Annotated in this window: 19 protein-coding genes; 8 read left to right on the top strand and 11 right to left on the bottom strand. The window is 61.9% G+C overall.

Features of this window, described 5'->3' with window-relative positions; translation table 11 throughout:
• Window positions 1-26: 26 nt before the first annotated feature.
• The 8 genes from FAZ30_RS07485 to FAZ30_RS07450 form a co-directional block, all read right to left on the bottom strand.
• Complete coding sequence (locus tag FAZ30_RS07485; protein WP_205676653.1) at window positions 27-683, bottom strand: HugZ family pyridoxamine 5'-phosphate oxidase; 657 nt, start codon at window positions 681-683, stop codon at window positions 27-29.
• Between the two features lie 108 nt (window positions 684-791).
• Complete coding sequence (locus tag FAZ30_RS07480) at window positions 792-3,728, bottom strand: bifunctional diguanylate cyclase/phosphodiesterase (RefSeq protein WP_137009179.1); 2,937 nt, start codon at window positions 3,726-3,728, stop codon at window positions 792-794.
• A 134-nt stretch (window positions 3,729-3,862) separates the two neighbouring features.
• Window positions 3,863-4,867: a substrate-binding domain-containing protein gene (locus tag FAZ30_RS07475; protein WP_137009177.1), complete on the bottom strand. Its 1,005-nt coding sequence runs from the start codon at window positions 4,865-4,867 to the stop codon at window positions 3,863-3,865.
• A 140-nt stretch (window positions 4,868-5,007) separates the two neighbouring features.
• The gene (gene rbsB / locus FAZ30_RS07470) at window positions 5,008-5,952 is read right to left on the bottom strand and encodes a ribose ABC transporter substrate-binding protein RbsB (protein ID WP_124644181.1); all 945 of its coding nucleotides are present in this window, start codon (window positions 5,950-5,952) and stop codon (window positions 5,008-5,010) included.
• A 79-nt stretch (window positions 5,953-6,031) separates the two neighbouring features.
• Entirely contained in the window at window positions 6,032-6,970 is a 939-nt protein-coding gene (locus FAZ30_RS07465; protein WP_124644180.1) for an ABC transporter permease, read from the bottom strand.
• 21 nt (window positions 6,971-6,991) lie between these two features.
• A complete protein-coding gene (locus FAZ30_RS07460; RefSeq protein ID WP_124644179.1) occupies window positions 6,992-8,482 on the bottom strand; it encodes a sugar ABC transporter ATP-binding protein in 1,491 nt (496 codons plus the stop codon).
• Between the two features lie 10 nt (window positions 8,483-8,492).
• Window positions 8,493-8,891, bottom strand: coding sequence for a D-ribose pyranase (gene rbsD / locus FAZ30_RS07455; protein ID WP_124644178.1), 399 nt, complete (start codon window positions 8,889-8,891; stop codon window positions 8,493-8,495).
• Window positions 8,888-9,775, bottom strand: coding sequence for a ribokinase (locus FAZ30_RS07450; RefSeq protein WP_124644177.1), 888 nt, complete (start codon window positions 9,773-9,775; stop codon window positions 8,888-8,890). The genes rbsD and FAZ30_RS07450 overlap by 4 nt, the downstream gene beginning before the upstream one ends.
• Before the next feature lie 447 nt (window positions 9,776-10,222).
• Between FAZ30_RS07450 and FAZ30_RS07445 the strand changes: the two genes are divergently transcribed.
• The 8 genes from FAZ30_RS07445 to lnt are packed head-to-tail and all read left to right on the top strand — an operon-like array spanning window position 10,223 to window position 16,481.
• Entirely contained in the window at window positions 10,223-10,594 is a 372-nt protein-coding gene (locus tag FAZ30_RS07445; RefSeq protein WP_124644176.1) for a hypothetical protein, read from the top strand.
• 36 nt (window positions 10,595-10,630) lie between these two features.
• Window positions 10,631-11,965 carry a tRNA (N6-isopentenyl adenosine(37)-C2)-methylthiotransferase MiaB gene (gene miaB, locus FAZ30_RS07440; protein WP_124644175.1) on the top strand — a complete coding sequence of 445 codons (1,335 nt, stop codon included), beginning with the start codon at window positions 10,631-10,633 and terminating at the stop codon, window positions 11,963-11,965.
• Window positions 11,966-11,987: 22 nt separating this feature from the next.
• Window positions 11,988-12,293, top strand: coding sequence for a YciI family protein (locus tag FAZ30_RS07435; RefSeq protein ID WP_124644174.1), 306 nt, complete (start codon window positions 11,988-11,990; stop codon window positions 12,291-12,293).
• Window positions 12,290-12,640 carry a hypothetical protein gene (locus FAZ30_RS07430; RefSeq protein ID WP_124644173.1) on the top strand — a complete coding sequence of 117 codons (351 nt, stop codon included), beginning with the start codon at window positions 12,290-12,292 and terminating at the stop codon, window positions 12,638-12,640. Before FAZ30_RS07435 ends, FAZ30_RS07430 begins: the two co-directional genes overlap by 4 nt.
• A gap of 19 nt (window positions 12,641-12,659) precedes the next feature.
• Window positions 12,660-13,619 carry a PhoH family protein gene (locus FAZ30_RS07425; RefSeq protein ID WP_124644172.1) on the top strand — a complete coding sequence of 320 codons (960 nt, stop codon included), beginning with the start codon at window positions 12,660-12,662 and terminating at the stop codon, window positions 13,617-13,619.
• Complete coding sequence (gene ybeY / locus FAZ30_RS07420) at window positions 13,597-14,103, top strand: rRNA maturation RNase YbeY (RefSeq protein WP_124644171.1); 507 nt, start codon at window positions 13,597-13,599, stop codon at window positions 14,101-14,103. Before FAZ30_RS07425 ends, ybeY begins: the two co-directional genes overlap by 23 nt.
• 4 nt (window positions 14,104-14,107) lie before the next feature.
• Complete coding sequence (locus FAZ30_RS07415) at window positions 14,108-14,962, top strand: CorC family transporter (RefSeq protein ID WP_124644170.1); 855 nt, start codon at window positions 14,108-14,110, stop codon at window positions 14,960-14,962.
• A 1-nt stretch (window position 14,963) separates the two neighbouring features.
• Complete coding sequence (gene lnt, locus FAZ30_RS07410) at window positions 14,964-16,481, top strand: apolipoprotein N-acyltransferase (protein WP_124644169.1); 1,518 nt, start codon at window positions 14,964-14,966, stop codon at window positions 16,479-16,481.
• Between the two features lie 43 nt (window positions 16,482-16,524).
• Here the strand turns inward: lnt and FAZ30_RS07405 are convergent, their stop codons facing one another.
• The 3 genes from FAZ30_RS07405 to aptA form a co-directional block, all read right to left on the bottom strand.
• Window positions 16,525-18,165 carry a methyl-accepting chemotaxis protein gene (locus tag FAZ30_RS07405; RefSeq protein WP_124644168.1) on the bottom strand — a complete coding sequence of 547 codons (1,641 nt, stop codon included), beginning with the start codon at window positions 18,163-18,165 and terminating at the stop codon, window positions 16,525-16,527.
• A gap of 273 nt (window positions 18,166-18,438) precedes the next feature.
• Entirely contained in the window at window positions 18,439-19,926 is a 1,488-nt protein-coding gene (locus FAZ30_RS07400; protein ID WP_124644167.1) for a CoA-acylating methylmalonate-semialdehyde dehydrogenase, read from the bottom strand.
• Between the two features lie 35 nt (window positions 19,927-19,961).
• Window positions 19,962-21,278 carry an omega-aminotransferase AptA gene (aptA, locus tag FAZ30_RS07395; protein WP_124644166.1) on the bottom strand — a complete coding sequence of 439 codons (1,317 nt, stop codon included), beginning with the start codon at window positions 21,276-21,278 and terminating at the stop codon, window positions 19,962-19,964.
• Window positions 21,279-21,333 lie beyond the last annotated feature (55 nt).

Genomic DNA, 21,333 nt, shown 5'->3' with positions numbered 1-21,333 from the left:
CCCAAGAACTGGCAGCCAGCCTGTGGCTAGTCAGCCGCCAGCGCTGCCACTGCCTGCAAGGCCGCAGCAGCAAAGCCCTCGCCCGAGGGCATGGCCTCCGGCCACAGCCGCCGCCGATGTCCCGCAGCCTCTCCCACCCGATAGTCGACCCCCAGCGCATCCAGCCCCAACAGCTGGATGCCATCGGCCACCACCGCCTGGCGCAACAGCGCAGCCTCGTCTTCCAGTGCCAATAAGGGCAAGCCATCCAGCTCGGGCGCTTCCAGCCAGCCCATGCGCCCGACGCCGCCGATATAGCGCAGCCGCAAAGGCTGCAGGCGGAAGAACATGAAATCCAGCTGCAACAGATCCGCTGCCGCCGGCTGATAACGACAAAAACGTTGCAGCAGCGCCGGTTCAGGCTCGATACGCTGCGCATCGGCCACCAGGGTCAGCCGGGCACCAGCCTGCACATCGCTCACACCGTCTTCCACGATGGACAAGCTGCAACGGCCATCGGCCAGCAGATTGCGGGTGTGTTCGGCCAGCGCGCTGATCAGCAACAGGGGCCGGTGCGCCTGATCCAGCACATAGGGCAATACCGTGGCATAAGGATAGCCGGGCAGCTGAATGGAATGGCTGGCCAGCGTGGCGTAATGGCTGCCATGCATCAGTTGCAGGGCAACAGTGGATGGAATTTTCACAGCAAGATTCTCCCTTGGACGGCAGGATAGTGAGCCGGCATGTTATGCCACAGCCGCTACGCTGGCGTCAGCGCCATCCGGCAGCGGCTTGCGCTGGCGCAAGCAAGATCAGCGCGAATCCTGCGCCTGCGGCAGCCGGGCCACAAAACGGAACAGCTCGGCAGCCGGCATCGGGCGGGCAAAGTGGTAGCCCTGCATCTGCGCGCAACCCATGGCCTGCAGGCAGCGATGCTGGGCCTCGGTTTCCACCCCCTCGGCCACCACATCCATGCCCATGTCGCGCGCCATCGACAGCGTGGCACGCACCACCGCTTCGTCATCGCCACTGCCCGGCAAGGTGCTGACAAAAGCCTGGTCTATCTTCAAGCGGCTGATGGGGAAGCGCTTGAGCCGCGACAGCGAGGAATAGCCGGTGCCAAAATCATCCAGTGCAAAGCGGCAGCCCAGCTGCATCAGCGCATTGAATACCTCCAGATGGCGTGCATCCTCGCTCATCAGCGCGCCTTCGGTCAGCTCCAGCTCCAGCATGCCGGGGGCGATCTGGTAGCGTTTCACCAGCCCGCGCACATAAGGGGTGAGATCGCTGCGTTCCAGCTGTACCGGCGACAGATTCACCGATACCGGCAGCATCAGGCCGGCCGCAGCCCAGCGCGCCTGTTCGGCGCAAGCCTCGGCCAGCACCCAGCGCCCCAGTTCAACAATCAGCCCGCTGCGCTCGGCCAGGCTGATGAACTCACCGGGCAACATCAGCCCACGCAAGGGATGACGCCAGCGCACCAGCGCCTCGCAACCAATGCAGCGGCCGCTGTCGGCATCCAGCTGCGGCTGGTAATACAGCACCAGCTGGGCCGGGTCGTCCTGCAGGGCACGGCGCAGGTCGCGCTCCAGCGTCAGGCGCTCCATGGCCTGGGTATTCATGTCCGGGGTGTAGTAACGCAGGGTGTCACGGCCGGCTTCCTTTGCCGCATACATGGCCATGTCGGCATGGCGCAGCAGGGTGTCCGGGTCTTGCCCGTCCTGCGGGAACAGTGCCACCCCAATGCTGACCGTGCAGCGCAACTCGTGCTGCTCCACCACCACCGCCGGGTCGAACAGGGCCAGCAATTGCTCGCCCAGCGCATCCAGCTCTGCCTGCTGCTGATAAGGCAGCAAGATGACAAACTCGTCGCCACCCAAGCGGGCCAGCATGGCATCCGGCGGCAGCGGCTGCTGCAGACGGCGTGAAATGCCCACCAGCAGTTGGTCGCCGACCGGATGGCCCAGGCTGTCGTTGACCGTCTTGAATTCATCCATGTCCAGAAACAGCACCGCCAGCTGACGTTTGTCCTCTTCGGCCATGGCATGGCGTGCCATGGTCAGCCAGCAGGCACGGTTGGGCAGGCTGGTCAGGCTGTCGTGCAAGGCCAGGTAAGTCACATTGGCCTCGGCCTTGCGGGTGGCATCCAGCTGGGTTTGCAGCTGCTGGTTGATATCGGCCAGCTCGGCAGTGCGCTGCTGCACCTCGCCTTCCATGCGTCGGGTATAGCCGGTGACAATCAGCAGAAAACCGCCAAACAGGCCGGTCATGGCCAGCCCCACCACAAAGGTGATCCACTCCAGCCAGCTGCGCAGCCCGGCCAGATAATCCTCGCTGGCACGCAGGCGCAATGCCCAGTTGCGCCCGGCAAAGGAAAACTGGCTGAGCAAATGCGGCCGCTGACCGAACCAGCCCTCCTTGCCGCAATTGGCCGGGCCGGACAGGCGGTGGAAACCGGGCGCGCCGTCGCGATCAATCAAGCACACTTCGATATCGTGACGCACGCCATGCTGCAGCGTGCTGCTGACAATGTCATCCATGCGAAACAGGCTGGAAATCACCCCGCGCAGCACCTGATGCTGGCTATCGTCCGTCGGGGCGTATACCGCCTGATACAGCGCCACGCCCTTTTGCTTCTGCGCTTCCTGCACCAGCCGGATGGCCGGACTGGCCATCGGCTGGCCACTTTGCAAGCTGTGCCGGATGGTAGTGGCCAGCTCGGGCGAGGACAGGATGTCCAGCCCCAGCGCACGCTTGTTGCTGGCCAAGGGTTCGATATAGCGGACCGGCAAATAGGAAGGACGCTGCGGCGACGGCGCGACATGACCGGCGGCATCACGTGCCAGAATGGAAGAGCCTGCCAGCGCGTGGCCTTCGAATGCTACACGCTCGGCATCGCTCACCAGCGGGCACCAGCCCAGGCTTTGCGTACCCGGCAGACGCGCCAGCCAGGATGCCGTCACTTCGCGCCACTGGCTGGCGGAATCGCCCGGGGAGCGGGTCTGCAATTGTTGCAGGGCCAGCATGCCATCCAGCTGCATGTCCAGGCGCTTTTTCAGCGCCAGCTCGATCTGGCCGGCATCGCGGTTGAACTGGCTTTGCACCCGCAGCGCTTCCCAGTGATGAATCAGGGCGCTGAAACCGACCATGGTCAGCGCGGTCAGCAGCATCGGCCACAGCAAGGCAGGGCTGCGGGCGCGCCATTCGCTGCGCGGGCGGCCAAACCACGCCAGCATCAGTGGCAGCATGATGAGACAGCCAAAGGTATCGCCCAGCCACCAGTTCCAGACATTGAACAGCAGATCGCTGGCCGGCAGCACACCCAGCGCAGCCAAGGCCGGCACGCTGATGCCGCTACTCAGCAGACAGGACAGCGGAATGATGAACAACATCAGCCGGATCACGCTGTCTGCGCGATCCAGCGGATTGGGCCAGCCTATCCAGCGCTGGATCAGCCAGCAGGAGCCAAGCGCCTGCACGGTGGCTGCCAGCGGCACCACCAGCAGCGCAAGATATGCCCAGCCATGCACGCCGGCTTGCCCGCTGGCCACCAGCTGCACCAGCAGCGAACCCAGCAGCACACCCGGCCACAGCGCGCGGCCCCACAGCAGCAAGGACATCATGGCGATGCCGGCAGCCGGAAACACCGGTGCGGTATAGCCCGGCGGAATGGCACTGTACAGGGAAGGAACGCCGATCAGGGCATAGACCACAGCCAGCCGCAACATGGCGGGAAATCGAGCAGACACGGAACGTCCTTGCAGATAGATGACAGCCGCCCGACATTAGCATGTCGTGGGCAGAGCGTCACTCATCGCTCTGAAAAATAGATGTTCATGGCATACGCCCGTCGCAGACCATGAAATGGCCGGGGCGGCGTGACTTAACGGCTGGTGATTCTGGCGGGAATCGCCACATCGGCCTTGGCCGGTGGCTGGCCTTGCAACAGGGAAAAGATCTGTTGCAGGCATTGATCCGCCATGGCCTGGCCATCCTGCACGATGGCATCCACCGGAATCGGCAGGCAGTCCAGCAACGGATGATCGTCGAAGGTCATCAGACAGGATGGCGCTTCGCGCAGACGGTGGGTCTGGCTCATGAAGGACAGCACCCCTTCCAGCAAGGTGATGGAGGCGGTAAACAGCGCCTGCGGATAGCGCCCTTCGCGGGCATGCCACTGCTGCATCATGTCAAAACCGGAGGCGCGCTGGAAATCGCGCTCCTGCACCCAGTGCGCCTGCTCGGCCAGCCCGTGCGACTGCAAGGCCTGACGATAGCCGGCCAGACGGTCGCGGCTGGGCGACAGCGTGGGCTGGCCGCCGAAATACACCACCTCGCGCACGTCCTGCGCGAGCTTGCTGCCGATCAGCCGTGCCACGGTATCGGTGGCATCGGTCACCACGGAAGGTATGCCACTGCCGTCAATGCGCCGGTCGACAAACACCAGCGGCAGCCGGGTGGTCCACGGCTGATAGCGGGCAGCATCGCTGCTACAGGGCACCACCGCCATGCCGTCTACCTGGCGCGCCACCAGATGCGCCATGCCTTCGGCCTCTCGTGCCGGGTCCTCATCGCTGGTGACCAGCACCAGTTGGTAATCGCGGGCGCGGCACAGGTTTTCCATGGCCTGGGCCAGCGCGGCATGGGCCGAGTTGGTCAGATCGGGAATCACCAGCCCAATGCTGTTGCTGCGCTTGCTGCGCAGGGAGCGCGCCGACTGCGACGGGTTGAAGTGATGCTCGCGCGCCACTTTTTCCACTCGCTCCACCGTGGCCGGTGCAATACGGTAGCGTTCGGCATGGCCGTTCAGCACCATGCTGGCCGTGGTGCGCGAGACGCCGGCGAGACTGGCAATATCATCGATGGTGAGACGCTTGTAGGCAGTCACGGCGGGCTTTCCTGTCAGGAATTGATCACAGATGGCAACAACCCCCGGCAACCATGACAGCAGCGGGGGTTATGCGCGATGTAGCAATTGTATTACAAGCCAGCCGGAGTGAGGCAGCCCCGCTCCGGCAGAGGGCTGGTTTACTGCTTGATCAGATTCAGCGGCACCGGGATGAACTTGTCCACGCTCTGGCCGGCAGCCAGCTTCTTGGCCGTCTGGATGCCATACTGGCCGATCAGCTCGGGCTGCTGCTGCACGGTGGCGGCCAGCGTGCCGGCTTTCACTGCGGCAACGGCATCGGCCGTGGCATCAAAGCCCACCACCACCACGTTTTTCAGACCCGCCGCCTGAATGGCCTTGAGCGCGCCCAGTGCCATTTCGTCGTTGTGGGCAAACACACCCTGGATGTCCTTGTTGCCCTGGATGATGTTTTCCATCACCGACAGGCCCTTGGCACGGTCAAAATCAGCCGGCTGCTTGGCCAGCAGTTTCACGTCGGCCTTGCCATCCACCACCTTGTGGAAGCCTTCGCCGCGCTCACGGGCGGCAGACGAACCGGCAATGCCTTCCAGCTCGACGATACGGCCCTTGCCACCCAGCTTTTGCAGCAGGAACTCGCCAGCCATCTTGCCGCCAGCCACGTTGTCCGAGGCAATGTGGGCGCTGACTTCGGCACCGTTCACGCTACGGTCCAGCGATACCACCTTGATACCCTTGCCAGTAGCTTCCTTCACCACATTGGCCACGGCGGCGGAGTCGGTCGGGTTGATCAGGATGACGCTGACCTTCTTCTGGATCAGGTCTTCCACACTGGCCTGCTGCTTGGCCGGGTCGTCCTGCGCATCCACGGTAATCAGCTTGATGCCATCCTTCTGTGCTTCGTCTTCTGCACCCTTGCGCAGCGAAACAAAGAAAGGATTGTTGAGGGTGGATACCGCCAGGCCTACGGTCACCTGGCCATCAGCGGCAGCAGCAGCGGGGGCGCTGGCGGCAGCCGGTGCGGCACTGTCCGGGCCTTGCTTGGAACAGGCGGCAATGCCGAATACCAGCAGACTGGCCAGCAGCGGGTGAAGAATGCGATTCATGGTGAGTCTCCCTGATTAATGATTTAGCTTGCGTTGACTGGCCCTGGCACAGGGCCATTGTTGATGCGAAAACCAGTACTTACTTCTTGCCGCTGCGGTCGATCAGCACCGCCAGCAGAATGACCACGCCCTTGATCACCTGCTGATAGAAGGACGATACCCCCAGCAGATTAAGACCATTGTTCAGCACGCCGATCAGCAACGCGCCCATCAGCGTGCCGAAGATCCAGCCGCGGCCACCGGTGAGGCTGGTGCCGCCCAATACCACGGCAGCGATGGCATCCAGCTCGTAGCCGCTGCCGGCAGTAGGCTGGGCCGAATTCAGCCGCGAGGTCAGCACCACGCCGGCCATGGCCGACATGGCACCGGACAGGGTGTAGACCCACAGCTTGATCTGGTCCACCTTCACGCCAGACAGGCGGGCGGCTTCTTCATTGCCACCGGTGGCGTACACATGCCGGCCAAACACGGTTTTCTTCAGCAGGAAGGCAAACAGGCCGAACATGATCAGCATCCACAGCACCGGAATCGGCAGCAGGCCGGCGACATAGCCGCCGCCCAGCATGGAGAACAGATCGCTGTTGAAACCGGTAATCGGGCTACCACCGGACACCACCAGCGCGAGGCCACGCAGAATGGTCATCGATGCCAGGGTGGCGATGAACGGGGCCACCTTGCCCTTGCTGATCACCAGCCCGTTGAACAGGCCCATCAGCCCGCCACCGATTACACCCAACAGGGTAGCCAGCATCGGGTTGACGCCCGCCTGGATCAGCGTGGCGATGGCGACTGAGGACAGGGCGAGAATGGAACCGACCGACAGGTCGATGCCGCCCAGCAGGATCACCAGCGTCATGCCGAAGGCAATCAGCGCATTGATCGATACCTGACGCATCACGTTCAATAGATTGGCCACGGTGAGGAAATCCGGGCTGAGCACGGCCAGTCCCACCGACACCAGCACCAGGGCGATAAAGGGGCCCAGACGCTGCAGGGTGGCTTTTTGTTTTGGAGTCATTGTGTATTCCTTGCTCTGAAATCAGGCGGCATGCGCGGTGCCGGTGGCGGCCGCCATGATGCTTTCCTGGGTAGCGCTGGCCGCCTCGAACAGACCGGTCTGACGACCTTCATGGATCACCAGGATGCTGTTGCTCATGGCCATCACTTCCGGCAGCTCCGACGACACCATCACGATGGCAACACCGGCGGCAGCCAGCTGGTTGATGATGTGATAAATCTCGGCCTTGCCGCCCACATCCACCCCGCGGGTGGGTTCGTCCAGCAACAGCACCTTGGGCGGCTGTGCCAGCCATTTGGCAAACACCACTTTTTGCTGATTGCCACCAGACAGCGATTTCACTTCCAGTTCGGCGTCGCGGGTGCGGATGCGCAATTGCTCGATCAGCCCGGCCACTGCCTGCTGCTCGGCAGCGTCCGATACCACGCCCAGCCGCGCATACTGCGGCAGATGGACCAGGGTGGCGTTTTCGCGTACCGACATGCCCAGCACCAGGCCCTGGCTCTTGCGGTCTTCCGTCACAAAAGCCAACCCGGCCGCAATGGCCGCACCGGGGCTGCCCAGCTCCACTTGCTGTCCGTCCAGCAGCACCGTCCCTGCGCTGCGGCGGTTCAGGCCAAACAGGGTCTTGAGGATTTCACTGCGCCCGGCACCCATCAGCCCGGCTACGCCCAGCACTTCGCCGGCGCGCACGGCAAAGCTGATGTCGCGCACATGACGCTCGTCAGCCAGCCCGTCCACCTGCAGGCGTACGGCACCCGGCTGCACGGTGCGCTTGGGAAAGCGGTCGCCAATCTCGCGCCCCACCATCATGCGCACCACTTCATCAAAGTCGGTGTGGGCAATCACCCGCTCGCCGACAAAACGACCATCGCGCAACACGCTGATCTTGTCGCAGATGCGGAAGATTTCCTCCATGCGGTGCGACACGTACACGATCGCCACGCCGCGCGCCTTCAGCGCCCGCATCAGGCCGAACAGGGTGTCGATCTCGCGCTCGGTCAGTGCTGCCGTCGGTTCGTCCATGATCAGCAGCTGTGCATCCATGGCCAGCGCCTTGGCGATTTCCACCATCTGCTGCTGGCCGATGGACAGCAGGCCGGCTTCGCATTCCGGGTCGATATTGCCAGCCCCCAGCGCCGCCAGCTGCGCCGATGCCTCGCGTCGCATACGCGCGCTGTCGATCACGCCGAAACGGGAAGGCTCGCGGCCGAGGAACAGGTTTTCCATCACCGACAGCTGCGGAATCAGGTTCAATTCCTGATGGATGATGGCAATGCCGCAGGCTTCCGCCTGACGGGTGGAGCGAATCTCCACCGGCTGGCCATCAATGCGGATGGAGCCGCCATCGCTGCGGTATACCCCGCTGAGGATTTTCATCAGCGTGGATTTGCCGGCACCGTTTTCGCCCATCAGGGCGTGAATCTCACCGCCGGCAATGGCAAAGTCGACCTCTTCCAGCACGCGGACCGGGCCAAAAGCCTTGCTGATGCCCTGCATTACGACATTCATGCGCCGCCCCTCAGAAAATCACGCCGGAATGCAAAATCACATTGGCGTAGGGTGTGCACTCGCCGGTGCGGATCACCACCCGCGCAGCCTGACAGCGTTGCTTGAATTCTTCATGACTGATCCACTCCAGCGCCACACCCTGCCGTGACAGGGCAGCGGCGGTGTCCACCACCGCCGGGTTGTGTGCGCGACACTCGTCGGCAAACACCGCGCGTTCGCACTGAAAATCAGCCAGAACACTGTCCAGCACCCGGGCAAAACCCGGCTCGCCCAGCGCCAGCGCCAGGTCGATGCACTCCACCCCGGGCGGAATCGGCAGGCCACAGTCGGCAATCACCAGGCTATCGGTATGCCCCATGCCGGCCAGTACCCGCGCGATGTCGCGGTTCAGATGTCCCAGTTTCTTCATGACTGTTGTTCCAGAAATTGTTGCAGCGATTCCAGGGTGGGCATGCCGCCCTGCGCACCGCGCCGGGTCACCGACAGTGCGGCAGCGGCATTGGCACGCCCTACCGCTGCGGCCAGCCCCATACTCCAGAATGCCGCCAGCGCACCATTAAAGGTATCGCCGGCACCGGTACTGTCCACTGCCACCACCGGGAAACCGGCAATCTGCTGCAGGCTGCCTTGGGCGTCGGCATAGCTGGCACCCTGGCTGCCCTGGGTCATCACGATGCCGCCAGGACGGCCGGCCAGCAATTGCTGCCAGGGCTGTTGACTGGACAGGGCGACGGCCAGTTCGTATTCGTTGGGGGTCAGCAGGCTGACCTGCTGCAGCAAGCTTTCCGGCAAGGGCTGCGCTGGTGCCGGATTCAGAATGAAGGGCTTGCCGTGGCGCACGGCCAGCATGGCGGCATGCTCTACCGTGACCAGCGGCACTTCCAGCTGGGCCAGTACCACGTCGGCGTCGATGAAGGCCTGCTCGGCGGCGTCCAGCTGCGCCGGCAGCAGCGCGTGGTTGGCGCCGGGTACAACCAGAATGGCATTGTCACCACCGGCCAGGGTAATGCTGGCCATGCCGGTGGCTTCATCCACACGGCTGATCCAGCGGGTATCGATACCCTCGCTCTTGAGGCCGGCTAGTAATTGGTCGCCAAAAGCGTCCTTGCCCAGGCAGGCGATCAGGCTGACTTCGGCCCCCAGACGGGCGGCGGCCACCGCCTGATTGGCGCCCTTGCCGCCGGGATAAGTGGCAAAGCGGTGGCCAAACAGGGTTTCACCCTGGCGCGGAAAGCTGTCCGCTTCCACCACCAGGTCCATGTTGACGCTACCGATCAGCAAAACTCGGCTCATGTCTTGTCTTTCCAGGCGCAGCGCCACCAACTTGGCCAGGCGCGGCGGTGTCATTTGACACGGCGGGCGCAGGCAGTGGCAGGCTGCTGTTCATTAGAGGCTAAAACGTACTCAGCAATTGGGTGAACTTATAGCAGAGCCGGCATGTCGGTGGAAGCACAACACGCAATAAATGTAAGTTTTCAACTACATGGCAGCGAAAAAAAACCACACCGTGGTGCAAGACTGCCAGCCAACGGCGCGCTTTAGCCAGTAGCACGCACCACGGCGGTGCCAAGGACGCTCGCCATGTAGTTGCAGCGCACAAATCATCAGCCCCTTGTCCGGCAAGGATTCCTGCTTGTCCTTGTCGCACCGCAGCAGGAAAACTCCGCGCGCGCGCTGCCGACAAGTCCCCTGCGCCAGCAAGCCGGCTGTGCTAAAATCGGCCAACACATTCATTTGATTATGAAAACACTCATCATCGCCCTCTTGCTCTGCCTGCTGTCACTGCCAGCCATGGCCGTGAACAGACTGCTGCCCGCCAATATCCTGGCCGGCACCATCTCCAGCGTGGACAACAACACCGTCACTTTCGTGAAGAGCGAAAGCTCCTTGCTGCGCGCGCTGCTGGCGACGCTGATCCCCTCCGGTCAGAGCTATGCCACCGCGCCCGGCCTGCGCATTTTCGACGGTGACAACCGCTTCGTGCTCACCGGCCAGTTGCCCACCCTGGTGGGACAGACAGTCGGCATCACGCTGGATCTGCAAGGCAATATCAACCGTATCTGGGTGCTGAGCGAGGCTGAAATCGCGCTGCTGCAGCAGCGTCAGCAGTAAGGCCCACCCCATGAACCAGCTGGAATCCGCGTAGCAATGAAGAAGGTATACATCAAGACCTTCGGCTGCCAGATGAACGAATACGACTCTGACAAAATGGTCGACGTTCTGGGCGATGCCGAAGGCATGATCAAGACAGACAATCCCGAAGAAGCCGACGTCATCCTGTTCAACACCTGCAGCGTGCGGGAAAAAGCCCAGGAAAAGGTGTTTTCCGACCTCGGCCGCATCCGTCCGCTGAAAGAAGCCCGCCCCGACCTGATCATCGGCGTCGGTGGCTGCGTGGCCAGCCAGGAAGGCGACACCATCGTCAAGCGTGCGCCTTATGTCGACGTGGTGTTCGGCCCGCAAACCCTGCACCGCTTGCCGGAGATGATCCGCGCCCGCCAGTACAGCGGCGCGGCCCAGGTGGATATTTCCTTCCCCGAGATCGAAAAATTCGACCACATCCCGCCGGCCAAGGTCGACGGTGCGGCGGCCTTTGTCTCCATCATGGAAGGCTGCTCCAAATACTGCTCCTTCTGCGTGGTGCCTTACACCCGTGGCGAGGAAGTATCGCGCCCGTTTGAAGACGTGCTGACCGAAATCGCCGGCCTCACCCAGCAGGGGGTGAAGGAAATCACCCTATTGGGCCAGAACGTCAATGCCTATCGCGGCCTGATGGCGGATGGCGAGATCGCCGATTTCGCCCTGCTGCTGGAATACGTGCACGAAATGCCGGGCGTGGAGCGCTTGCGCTTTACCACCAGCCATCCGCGCGAGTTCACCCAGCGCATCATCGACTGCTATGGCAAGCTGCCCAAGCTGGTCTCGCATCTGCATCTACCGGTGCAGAGCGGCGCCGACCGCATCCTCAGCGCCATGAAGCGCGGCTATACCGGGCTGGAATACAAGTCCATCATCCGCAAGCTGCGCGCGCTGCGCCCGGACCTGTGCCTGTCATCCGACTTCATTGTCGGCTTCCCCGGTGAAACCGAGGCTGATTTCGAACAGACACTGAAGCTGGTCAAAGACCTGGAATTCGACTTCAGCTATGTTTTCATCTACAGCGCCCGTCCCGGCACGCCGGCGGCCAATCTGGTCGACGACACCCCGCACACGGAAAAGGTGCGGCGGCTGGAAGCACTGAACGAAGTGATCGAGGCACGCGGCTATGCCATCAACCAGAGCATGGTCGGCAGCGTGCAGCGCGTATTGGTGGAGAATATCTCCAAGAAAGACCCGAACATGCTGGCAGCCCGCACCGCCAACAACCGGGTGGTGAATTTTGTCGGCCAGCCGCGCCTACTCAAGCAGATGGTGGATGTGGTGATTACCGATGCCCGTCCGCACTCGCTGATGGGTGAAATCCTGACTCAAGAAACCGCGTAAAGCCCTCGCGCAAAGGCCCGTCATGTTTATTGTTGCACTCAGTTATATCGCCCCGCTGGAAGAGATCGACGCCCAGCTGGCACAGCACGTGCTGTGGTTGAAACAGTGCTACGCCGACGGGCTGTTTCTCGCCTCCGGCCGCAAGGAACCACGCACCGGCGGCATCATTCTGGCGCGTGGTGAACGGCAGGCCCTACAACAAAGACTGGCGCAAGACCCGTTCGCCCTGGCCGGGCTGGCGCGTTATGACATCACCGAATTCCACCCCAGCATAACTGCCCCCGGGCTGGAAGGGCTGGCCGATACTGCAGTGGAGCCTGCTCCTTGAACCAGAACCCCGCTAGCCAGCTGTTGCTGGCACCCCGTCCGCTCAGCCGGCATGCCCGCCGGGCTGCCCTGGCCTGCCTCATCGCCCTGCCGCTATTGCTGCTGCCCAGCCTCTTGCTGGGCCAGCCCGGCGTGAATGGCGGCTGGGGTAGCCGCTCGCTATTGCTGCTGACCGGCCCGGCGGCCATTGGCGGCACGCTGGGGCTGTATGCCGTGCTGCTGTATTTGCTGGACAAGCTCACCCTGGCTGGCCTGCGCAATGGCCTGTTCATGCTGCTGACCCTGCTGGCCTGCGTGCTGCTTGTTCTGGAAGCCAGTTTCTGGTTTGCCTTGCTGTTCAGCCACTGAACCCTCTTTCGCCTACACGATGAATACCACTCCTCTCAGTTTCAATCCGGTCGACAATGAACGGCTGGCCCGTCTGTGCGGTCCGCTGGACGAAAACCTCAAGCAGATCGAAACCGGTCTGGATGTGCAGATCCAGCGCCGTGGCGAGCACTTCAAGTGCAGCGGCGAACACGCCGATCTGGCGGTCTACAGCCTGACCCGGCTGTATCTGCTGGCGGAAAAGCGCGACATCTCCATCGACGACGTGCAGCTGGAACTGGTGGAAGTACGCCAGCACGAGCAGCAGGATGCCGATGTACCCGTGCTGCTGACCCGCCGTGGCGATCTGCGTGGCCGTACCCCGCGCCAGAGCGGCTATATCAAGGCCATCAGCCAGCATGACATCACCTTTGGCATCGGCCCGGCCGGTACCGGCAAGACCTATCTGGCCGTGGCCTGCGCGGTGGATGCCATGGAGCGCGATGCTATCAAGCGCATCGTGCTGGTGCGCCCGGCGGTGGAAGCTGGCGAAAAACTGGGCTTCCTGCCCGGCGATCTGGCCCAGAAGGTCGATCCTTATCTGCGCCCGCTCTACGACGCCCTGTACGATCTGATGGGCTTCGACCGCGTCACCCGGCTGTTCGAGAAGAACCTGATCGAAATCGCGCCGCTGGCCTATATGCGCGGCCGCACGCTCAACAACGCCTTCATCATTCTGGACGAGGCGCAGAACACCACGCCGGAGCAAATGAAGATGTTCCTCACCCGCATCGGCTTCGGCTCGCGTGCGGTGATTACCGGCGACGTGACGCAGATCGACCTGCAGCGTCATCAGAAAAGCGGGCTGGTGGAAGTGGAAAAGATCCTGGGCCAGGTACGTGGCATTCATTTCCACCATTTCCAGAGCGAAGACGTGGTGCGCCATCCGCTGGTGCAGAAAATCGTCGATGCCTACGATCACTATCAATTGAAGAACGATGAAACAAGCCAAGCGAAATAATCCGCTGCCGCGCCTAGCCGCCCGCCTGCAGCTGACACTGGAAGACCGCAGCCAGGCACAGCTGCTGCCGGACGACAAACTGATCCGCCGTTGCTGCCAGGCCGCCCTGCAAGCTGATGTAAAACAGGCCCAGGTCAGCATCCTGCTGGTAGGCAGCGAGGAAGGCCGTAGCCTCAACAACACCTACCGTGGCAAGGACTACGCCACCAATGTGCTGTCTTTTGCGCTGAATGAAGGCGAAAATGTCGCCGGCCTGCCCTTGTTCGGCGATCTGGTGCTGTGCACCGAGGTGGTGGAAAAAGAAGCCGCCGAGCAAGGACTGGACCTGATGGCCCACTATGCCCACCTGCTGGTACACGGCATGCTGCACTTGCAAGCTTATGATCACGAGGATGACGAAGAAGCGGAAATCATGGAGACGCTTGAAACTGTCATTCTTGCGAAGTTAGGATATCCCGATCCCTATCTAGAGGAAAAACGCTAACCCCATGGAAGACCCCAGTAAACACAAGCCCAGCCTGTTGGAACGCTTGTCCGCCATGCTCCTGCGCGAACCGGAAGACCGCGAGGAGCTGATTACCCTGTTGCACTCCGCCTTTGAACGCAATCTGCTGGACGCTGAAGCGCTGGCCATGATCGAAGGCGTGCTGGAAGTCAGTGACCTGACCGCTCGCGACGTGATGATTCCGCGCAGCCAGATGGACGTCATCCGTATCGACGACCCCATCGAGCGCCTGCTGCCGGATGTGCTGCGCACCGGTCACTCGCGCTTTCCGGTCATCGGCGACAACAAGGACGACGTGCTGGGCATTCTGCTGGCCAAGGATCTGCTGCATTACTTCCATGCGCCCAAAACCTTCGATCTGCGCGCCACGCTGCGCGCCGGCGTGTTCGTGCCGGAATCCAAGCCGCTGGACGTGCTGCTGCGCGAATTCCGCTCCAACCGCAACCACATGGCCATCGTGGTGGACGAATACGGCGGCGTGTCCGGTCTGGTGACCATTGAGGATGTGATCGAACAGATCGTCGGCGATATCGAAGACGAATACGACTTCGAAGAAGACGACAACAATATCGTACCGGTGCGCGACCAGCGTTACCGCGTGAACGCCCTCACCGAAGTGGCCGACTTCAACGAATACTTCGCCACCGACTATGCCGACGACGACGTCGATACCGTAGGCGGCCTGGTGATTTCGCTGATCGGCCACCTGCCCAAGCGTGGTGAAACCGTGGAATCCGGCTCGCTGCGCTTCACCGTATTGCGTGCCGACAGCCGCCGCCTGCAGACCCTGCTGGTGGAACGTCTGCACCCCAATACCACCGATAGCAGCCACGACTGACATGCGCACCCTGTTTGTGCTGATTGCCGCCGCCCTCGCCGGCACCCTGACCCTGTACGGCTTTGCGCCGTACCGCCTGTACGGTCTGCTGCCGCTGTCGCTGGCGGCGCTGGCACAACTGGTGCAACGCAACCCGCAGCTCGCCTTCCGCACAGGCTATGTCTGGGGCGTGGCGGCCTACACCAGCAACTTCAACTGGATCTACCACAGCCTGCACGATGTCGCCGGCCTGCCCGCGCTGCTGGCCGCGCCGCTGGTGCTGCTGCTGCCCGCCTATCTGGCCATCTGGCCAGGCCTTGCCTGCTGGTTGACCACGCGCATCGATCAGCGGCCCTGGGTGCGCTGGCTGCTCGCCTTCCCCGCGCTGTGGGAGCTGGGCGAATGGCTGCGCAGCTGGGTGATGACCGGCTTTCCCTGGGGGGCCATCGGCTATTCGCAGGTAACGGAAAGCCCGCTGTCCGGCTTCATTCCCATTGGTGGCGTCCACCTGGCCAGCTATCTGGTGGCGCTTACCGCCGGCGCACTGGTCTTGGTCGCCAGTGGCAACCGCCTGCAACGCATGGCCGCCGTGGTCGGCATCACCCTGCTGTGGAGTGGTGGTTTCTGGCTGCAATCCATCAACTGGACCACCCCGACGGGCAAGCCCTACCGGGTGGCACTGGCCCAGGGTGATATTGCCCAGGCCATCAAATGGGACCCGGCTACCTTCGAGGAAACCCTGAAGATTTATTACCAGCAGGTGGCCAGCACGCAGGCCGAGGTGATGATCCTGCCCGAAACCGCACTGCCGGTATTCCTGGACGACCTGCCTTCCGGCTATCTCACCATGATCGCCGGCGATGCCCGCCGCAAGAACATGGCACTCGCCACCGGTATCCCACGCCGCACCAACGACGGCCGGGGCTACCTGAACGCGGTGGTCACCCTCACTGACACCGCCCAGCCCTATTACGCCAAGGACCATCTGGTGCCTTTTGGCGAATTCATTCCGCTGCCGGCGCTGATCGGCTGGATTTACCAGTACATGAACATGCCACTGTCCGGCTTCAGCCGCGGCGGTGCCAACCAGGCTCCGCTACTGCTGGCCGGCCACAAGATCGCCTTCAATATCTGCTATGAAGACAGCTTTGGTGAAGAGCTGATCGGCCCGGCGGCACAGGCCGGCATACTGGCCAATGTCAGCAATCTGGCCTGGTTCGGCAAAAGCGTGGCGATGAGCCAGCATCTGCAGCTGTCCCAGGCGCGGGCGCTGGAAACCGGCCGCTTCATGCTGCGTGCCACCAATACCGGCATGACCGCTATCATCCGCCCGGATGGCGAGATCGCCAGCGTGGCCGCACCCTTTACCCAGCAGGTACTGGAAGGCATGGTGCAGGATTATCAGGGCCTCACTCCCTATATGCAGCGCGGCAACCAGCCGGTGATCGGCAGCTGCATCGCCCTGCTACTGCTGGCCATCGGCCTGGGGGCCTGGCAGCGGCGGCAAAGCAGCCGCCCGCCCGAGCAGGCGGCATCATAGAAAAAGCCCTCCTGCGAGGGCTTTTCTGTTTGGATCACCAGACTCAGACATGGAAGCGGGAGACCAGCTGCCGCAGATCATCCGCCAGGGTGTGCATGGCCTGCACTTCCTGCGAAGTGCCAGCGGATTCGGCAGCATTGCTGCTGGCGCTGCGGGCAATCAGTTCCACCTGCTGGGCAATTTCGGTACTGGCACTGCCCTGCTCTTTCAGCGCATGGGAAATTTCGTTCACCACATCCACCACCCCGGTGGCGCTGTCGCGAATATGCGAGATGGCCTCGCCCCCCTGCACCGCCAGTTGCAAACCGGTTTTCACTCGTCCTACCGCCTCTTCCATACAAGCACGCGACTGGTCCGAGCTGGTCTGGATTTCCTGGATCATGCCGGCGATTTCCTGAGTCGCCTGGCCAGTACGCTCGGACAGCTTGCGCACCTCGTCGGCCACCACGGCAAAGCCACGGCCCATCTCTCCGGCGCGTGCTGCTTCGATGGCCGCATTGAGCGCCAGCAGATTGGTCTGGTCGGCAATATCCTTGATCACCTGCATGATGCTGGAAATGGTCTGGGTCTTGCTGGCCAGATCGGCAATCGTGACCGCCGCCTGATCCACCGATTCATTGATGCGGTGCATTTCACTCACCGCGCTGGAAATCACTTCGCCACCCTCCCGCGACAAGCGGCCTGACTCTTGCGACAGATTGCGCGCATCCTGGGCATGGCTGGAAATATGATTGATGCTGACCGTGAGCTGTTCGATCGAAGCCGCCATGGCCGCAGCAGCCTCACTTTGCTGGTCAGAGCCACTGACCACGGCATCGGAGCGGCGCGCCACATCGGAGCTCATCTGCGACAGGCGACCAGCCTCGTCAGCAATCTCACGCACCAGTTGCTTCAGGTGCTGCTGCATGTCGGCCACGGCGGCCATCACGCTGCTCTTGTCACCGGCTTGCAAGGGCACCACGGTATCCAGATGGCCATCGGCAATACGGCGCACCACGCGCATGGTATCGCCAGGATCGGCCCCCAGCTGTCCCAGGATGCTGCGCATCAGGAACACCCCGGCAATCAGCAACAACAGCAGAATGACGCCAACCTCCAGCAGCGTCAGCCACAGCTGCTGCATGAAGGCGGCACGGACATCATCCAGGTAAATGCCGGTACCAATCACCCAATGCCAGCGCGCGCTGGTCATCAGGTAGGAAATCTTCGGCTGGGGTTGATCAAAGCCGGGCTTGTCCCACACATATTCAGCAAAACCCTGGCCATTGCCCTTGCTGACCGTATCGATGAACAACTGCCCCAGATCGACACCGGTCGGCGTCTTCAGCCCCTGGACATTCTTGCCCAGCATGGCGGCCTTGGCACCGTGGATGACGTAGTTCCAGTTCTGGTCGTAGCCGAAGAAATATTCTTTCTTGTCGTAATGACTGGCCATCAAGGTGGTGGCCGCCATCTGCTTGGCCTGCGCCTCACTCAGCTTGCCACTGGCTTCCAGCGCTTCATAACTGCTGATGACGCCCAGCGCGCTTTCCGTCAGATTGCGCGTCTTGTCCTGTCTGTCCTGCAACATGGCATTGCGCTGGTTGTATAGCGCCAACCCGCTCAAGGCACAGATCAGCAAGGCCACCAGCAATAGCCAGGCGATCAGGCGAGCGCGCAAGCTCATTCCGGTATTTGTTTTCATGGTTTTCTCTCTGGTCCCGTTGGCAGTGTTTCTAGCAAGCAACTGCTCTAAATATCAGTACGACGTCATTCTACCGCGATGCAGGCCACTCGCCACAGGGGTTTACCCATGGATATATTTCAAATTAGAAGAGCATCTTTCAGAATACATCCTCAATTTCATCAAATCCGGCTTTTTCTACCACCAGGGCGACCACACCAGACATAAAAAAACCCGGCCTCGGGCCGGGTCAAAAGAGATGGGTAGCCCGCAGGCTCCGCCTCTGGGTCGTCCTTATTTCATGGTGGGCATCACGAATTCGGCAGTCAGCTTTTCCGGCCAGCGGCTGGTGATGGTCTTCATGCGGGTGTAGAAACGCACCCCTTCCGGACCGTGCATGTGGTGGTCGCCAAACAGCGAGGCTTTCCAGCCACCAAAGCTGTGGAAGGCCATCGGTACCGGAATCGGCACATTCACGCCGACCATGCCCACCTGGATGCGGTGGGAAAATTCGCGCGCCGCACCGCCGGAGCGGGTAAAGATGGCCGTGCCATTAGCATAGGGGTGGGCGTTGATCAGATTGACCGCACTGTCAAAATCCGGCACCCGTACCACCGACAATACCGGCCCGAAAATTTCTTCCTTGTAGATGGTCATGTCAGGGGTGACGTGATCAAACAGGCAGGGGCCGAGGAAGAAACCGTTCTCATGCCCCGGGTGCTGGTAATCACGCCCATCCAGCAACAATGTTGCGCCTTCGGCCACACCTTGGTCGACATAGCCTTTGACCTTGTCGCGATGTTGACGGGTAACCAGCGGGCCCATCTCGGCGGCGGCATCGGCCCCCACGCCAATTTTCAGCGTGGCGGCACGCGCCTTCAGGCGCTCGACCAGTTGATCGGCTACATCGCCCACCGCCACCGCAACGGAAATGGCCATGCAGCGTTCGCCGGCAGAGCCGTAGCCAGCGCCCATCAGTGCTTCCACCGTGCCATCCAGATCGGCATCCGGCATCACCACCATATGATTCTTGGCACCACCCAGCGCCTGCACACGCTTGCCGTGGCGAGCACCGGTTTCATAGATGTACTGGGCAATCGGCGTGGAGCCAACAAAGCTGATGGCGGACACATCCGGGTGGGTCAACAGTGTATCCACGGCCAGCTTGTCACCATGCACCACATTGAACACACCATCCGGCAAGCCGGCTTGCTGCAGCAGATCCGCCAGGAACAGGGCGGCAGACGGATCGCGCTCCGACGGTTTCAGGATGAAGCAGTTACCGCAGGCAATGGCTACCGGCAGCATCCACAGCGGCACCATGGCCGGGAAGTTGAACGGCGTGATACCGGCCACCACCCCCAGCGGCTGGCGCATGGAGTGGCTGTCGATACCGCTGCCCACCTGCTCGGTGAACTCACCCTTGAGCAGCTGCGGAATACCACAAGCAAACTCCACCACTTCCAGACCACGGGTGACTTCACCCAGTGCGTCCGACACCACCTTGCCGTGTTCGGCGGAGATGATTTCGGCCAGCTTGCGCTGATTGGCTTCCAGCAACTCCTTGAACTTGAACATCACTCGCGAACGCTTCAGTGGCGAGGTTTCAGCCCAGGCAGGGAAAGCGCGACGGGCGTTGGCGACCGCCGCATTCACTTCATCCACACTGGCCAGACCGACCTGCGCCACCACTTCGCCCAGTGCCGGATTGTAAACATCGGCCACACGGCCGCTTTGGCCCTGATACAGTTCGCCGCCAATAAAATGTGCAATGGTTTTCATCTTGAATCCTGTCCGGTCTTTCTGGAGGTATACGTTCAGGCCGTGGCCTGGATAGCGTCGCCAATCACGGCAAACAAGCGGTCGATTTCGGCTTCGCTGATGATCAGCGGCGGCGAGACGGCGATGATGTCGCCGGTAAAGCGCACCAGTACGCCGGCTTCCCAGCACTTGAGGAAGACATCGAAGCCACGCGCACCCGGCGCACCCGGACGGCTGTCCAGTTCGATGCCGGCGACCAGGCCCAGGTTACGGATGTCCTTGACGTTTTTCACGCTCTTAAGCTGGTGCGCCTTGGTTTCGAACAGGCCGGACAAGGCGGCGGCGCGCTGGAACAAGCCCTCTTCCTGGTACAAGTCCAGCGTGGCAATCGAGGCAGCGCAGGCCAGCGGGTGTGCCGAATAGGTATAACCATGCGGGAACTCGATGGCACGGTCGGCGGCAGCCGCCATGAAGGCATCGTGAATTTCCGGCTTGACCAGCAGCGCGCCCATCGGCACCACGCCATTGGACAGGCCCTTGGCGCAGGTGATGATGTCGGGCAGCACATCGAATTTGTTGGCAGCCCAATCCGCACCCAATCGGCCAAAACCGGTAATCACTTCATCAAAAATCAGCAAAATGCCGTATTTGTCGCAGATCTGGCGCAGGCGCTTGAGATAGCCCTTCGGCGGAATCAGCACGCCGGTGGAGCCGGCCATCGGCTCGACAATCACTGCCGCGATGGTGGACGGGTCGTGCAGGGTGGTAATGCGGGCGTCCAGCTCATCGGCGAATTCGGCACCGAATTCCGGCTCACCACGGGTAAAGGCATTGCGGGCCAGGTCATGGGTGCTGCGCAGGTGATCTACCGTCGGCAAGGCCACCGGGAACAGCTTGCGGTTGCCGGCAATGCCGCCCACCGAAATACCGCCGAAGTTGACACCGTGATAACCACGTTCGCGACCGATCAGCTTGACCCTTGCGGCATCGCCCCGCACGCGGTGATAGGCCACCGCCATCTTCAACGCGGTGTCGGCAGCTTCGGAACCGGAGTTGACATAGAACACCTTGGACAGACCCTGGGGCGCCATGGCCGCCAGCTTTTCCGCTGCCTCGAAGGCCTTGGGATGGCCAATCTGGAAGGGCGGCGCATAGTCCAGGGTGGCAATCTGCTTCTGGATGGCTTCGACGATGGGCTTGCGATTGTGACCAGCATTCACACACCACAGGCCGGCACAGCCGTCCATGATCTCGCGGCCAGCGTCGTCCTTGTAGTACATGCCATCAGCGCTCACCAGCATGCGCGGTGCGCTCTTGAAATGGCGGTTAGCCGTAAACGGCATCCAGAATGCATCCATATTGAGTTCGGTCATGTGTTCTTCCTCCTGACGGCAGTCGTCTCTGCCTGATGTCTGACAATTTAGTCAT

Origin of the sequence: Aquitalea aquatilis (genome assembly GCF_005155025.1) — a bacterium.
GTDB lineage: Bacteria > Pseudomonadota > Gammaproteobacteria > Burkholderiales > Chromobacteriaceae > Aquitalea > Aquitalea aquatilis.
Note: the sequence above shows the minus strand (reverse complement) of the source record. Positions and strands in the feature narration are given on the sequence as shown.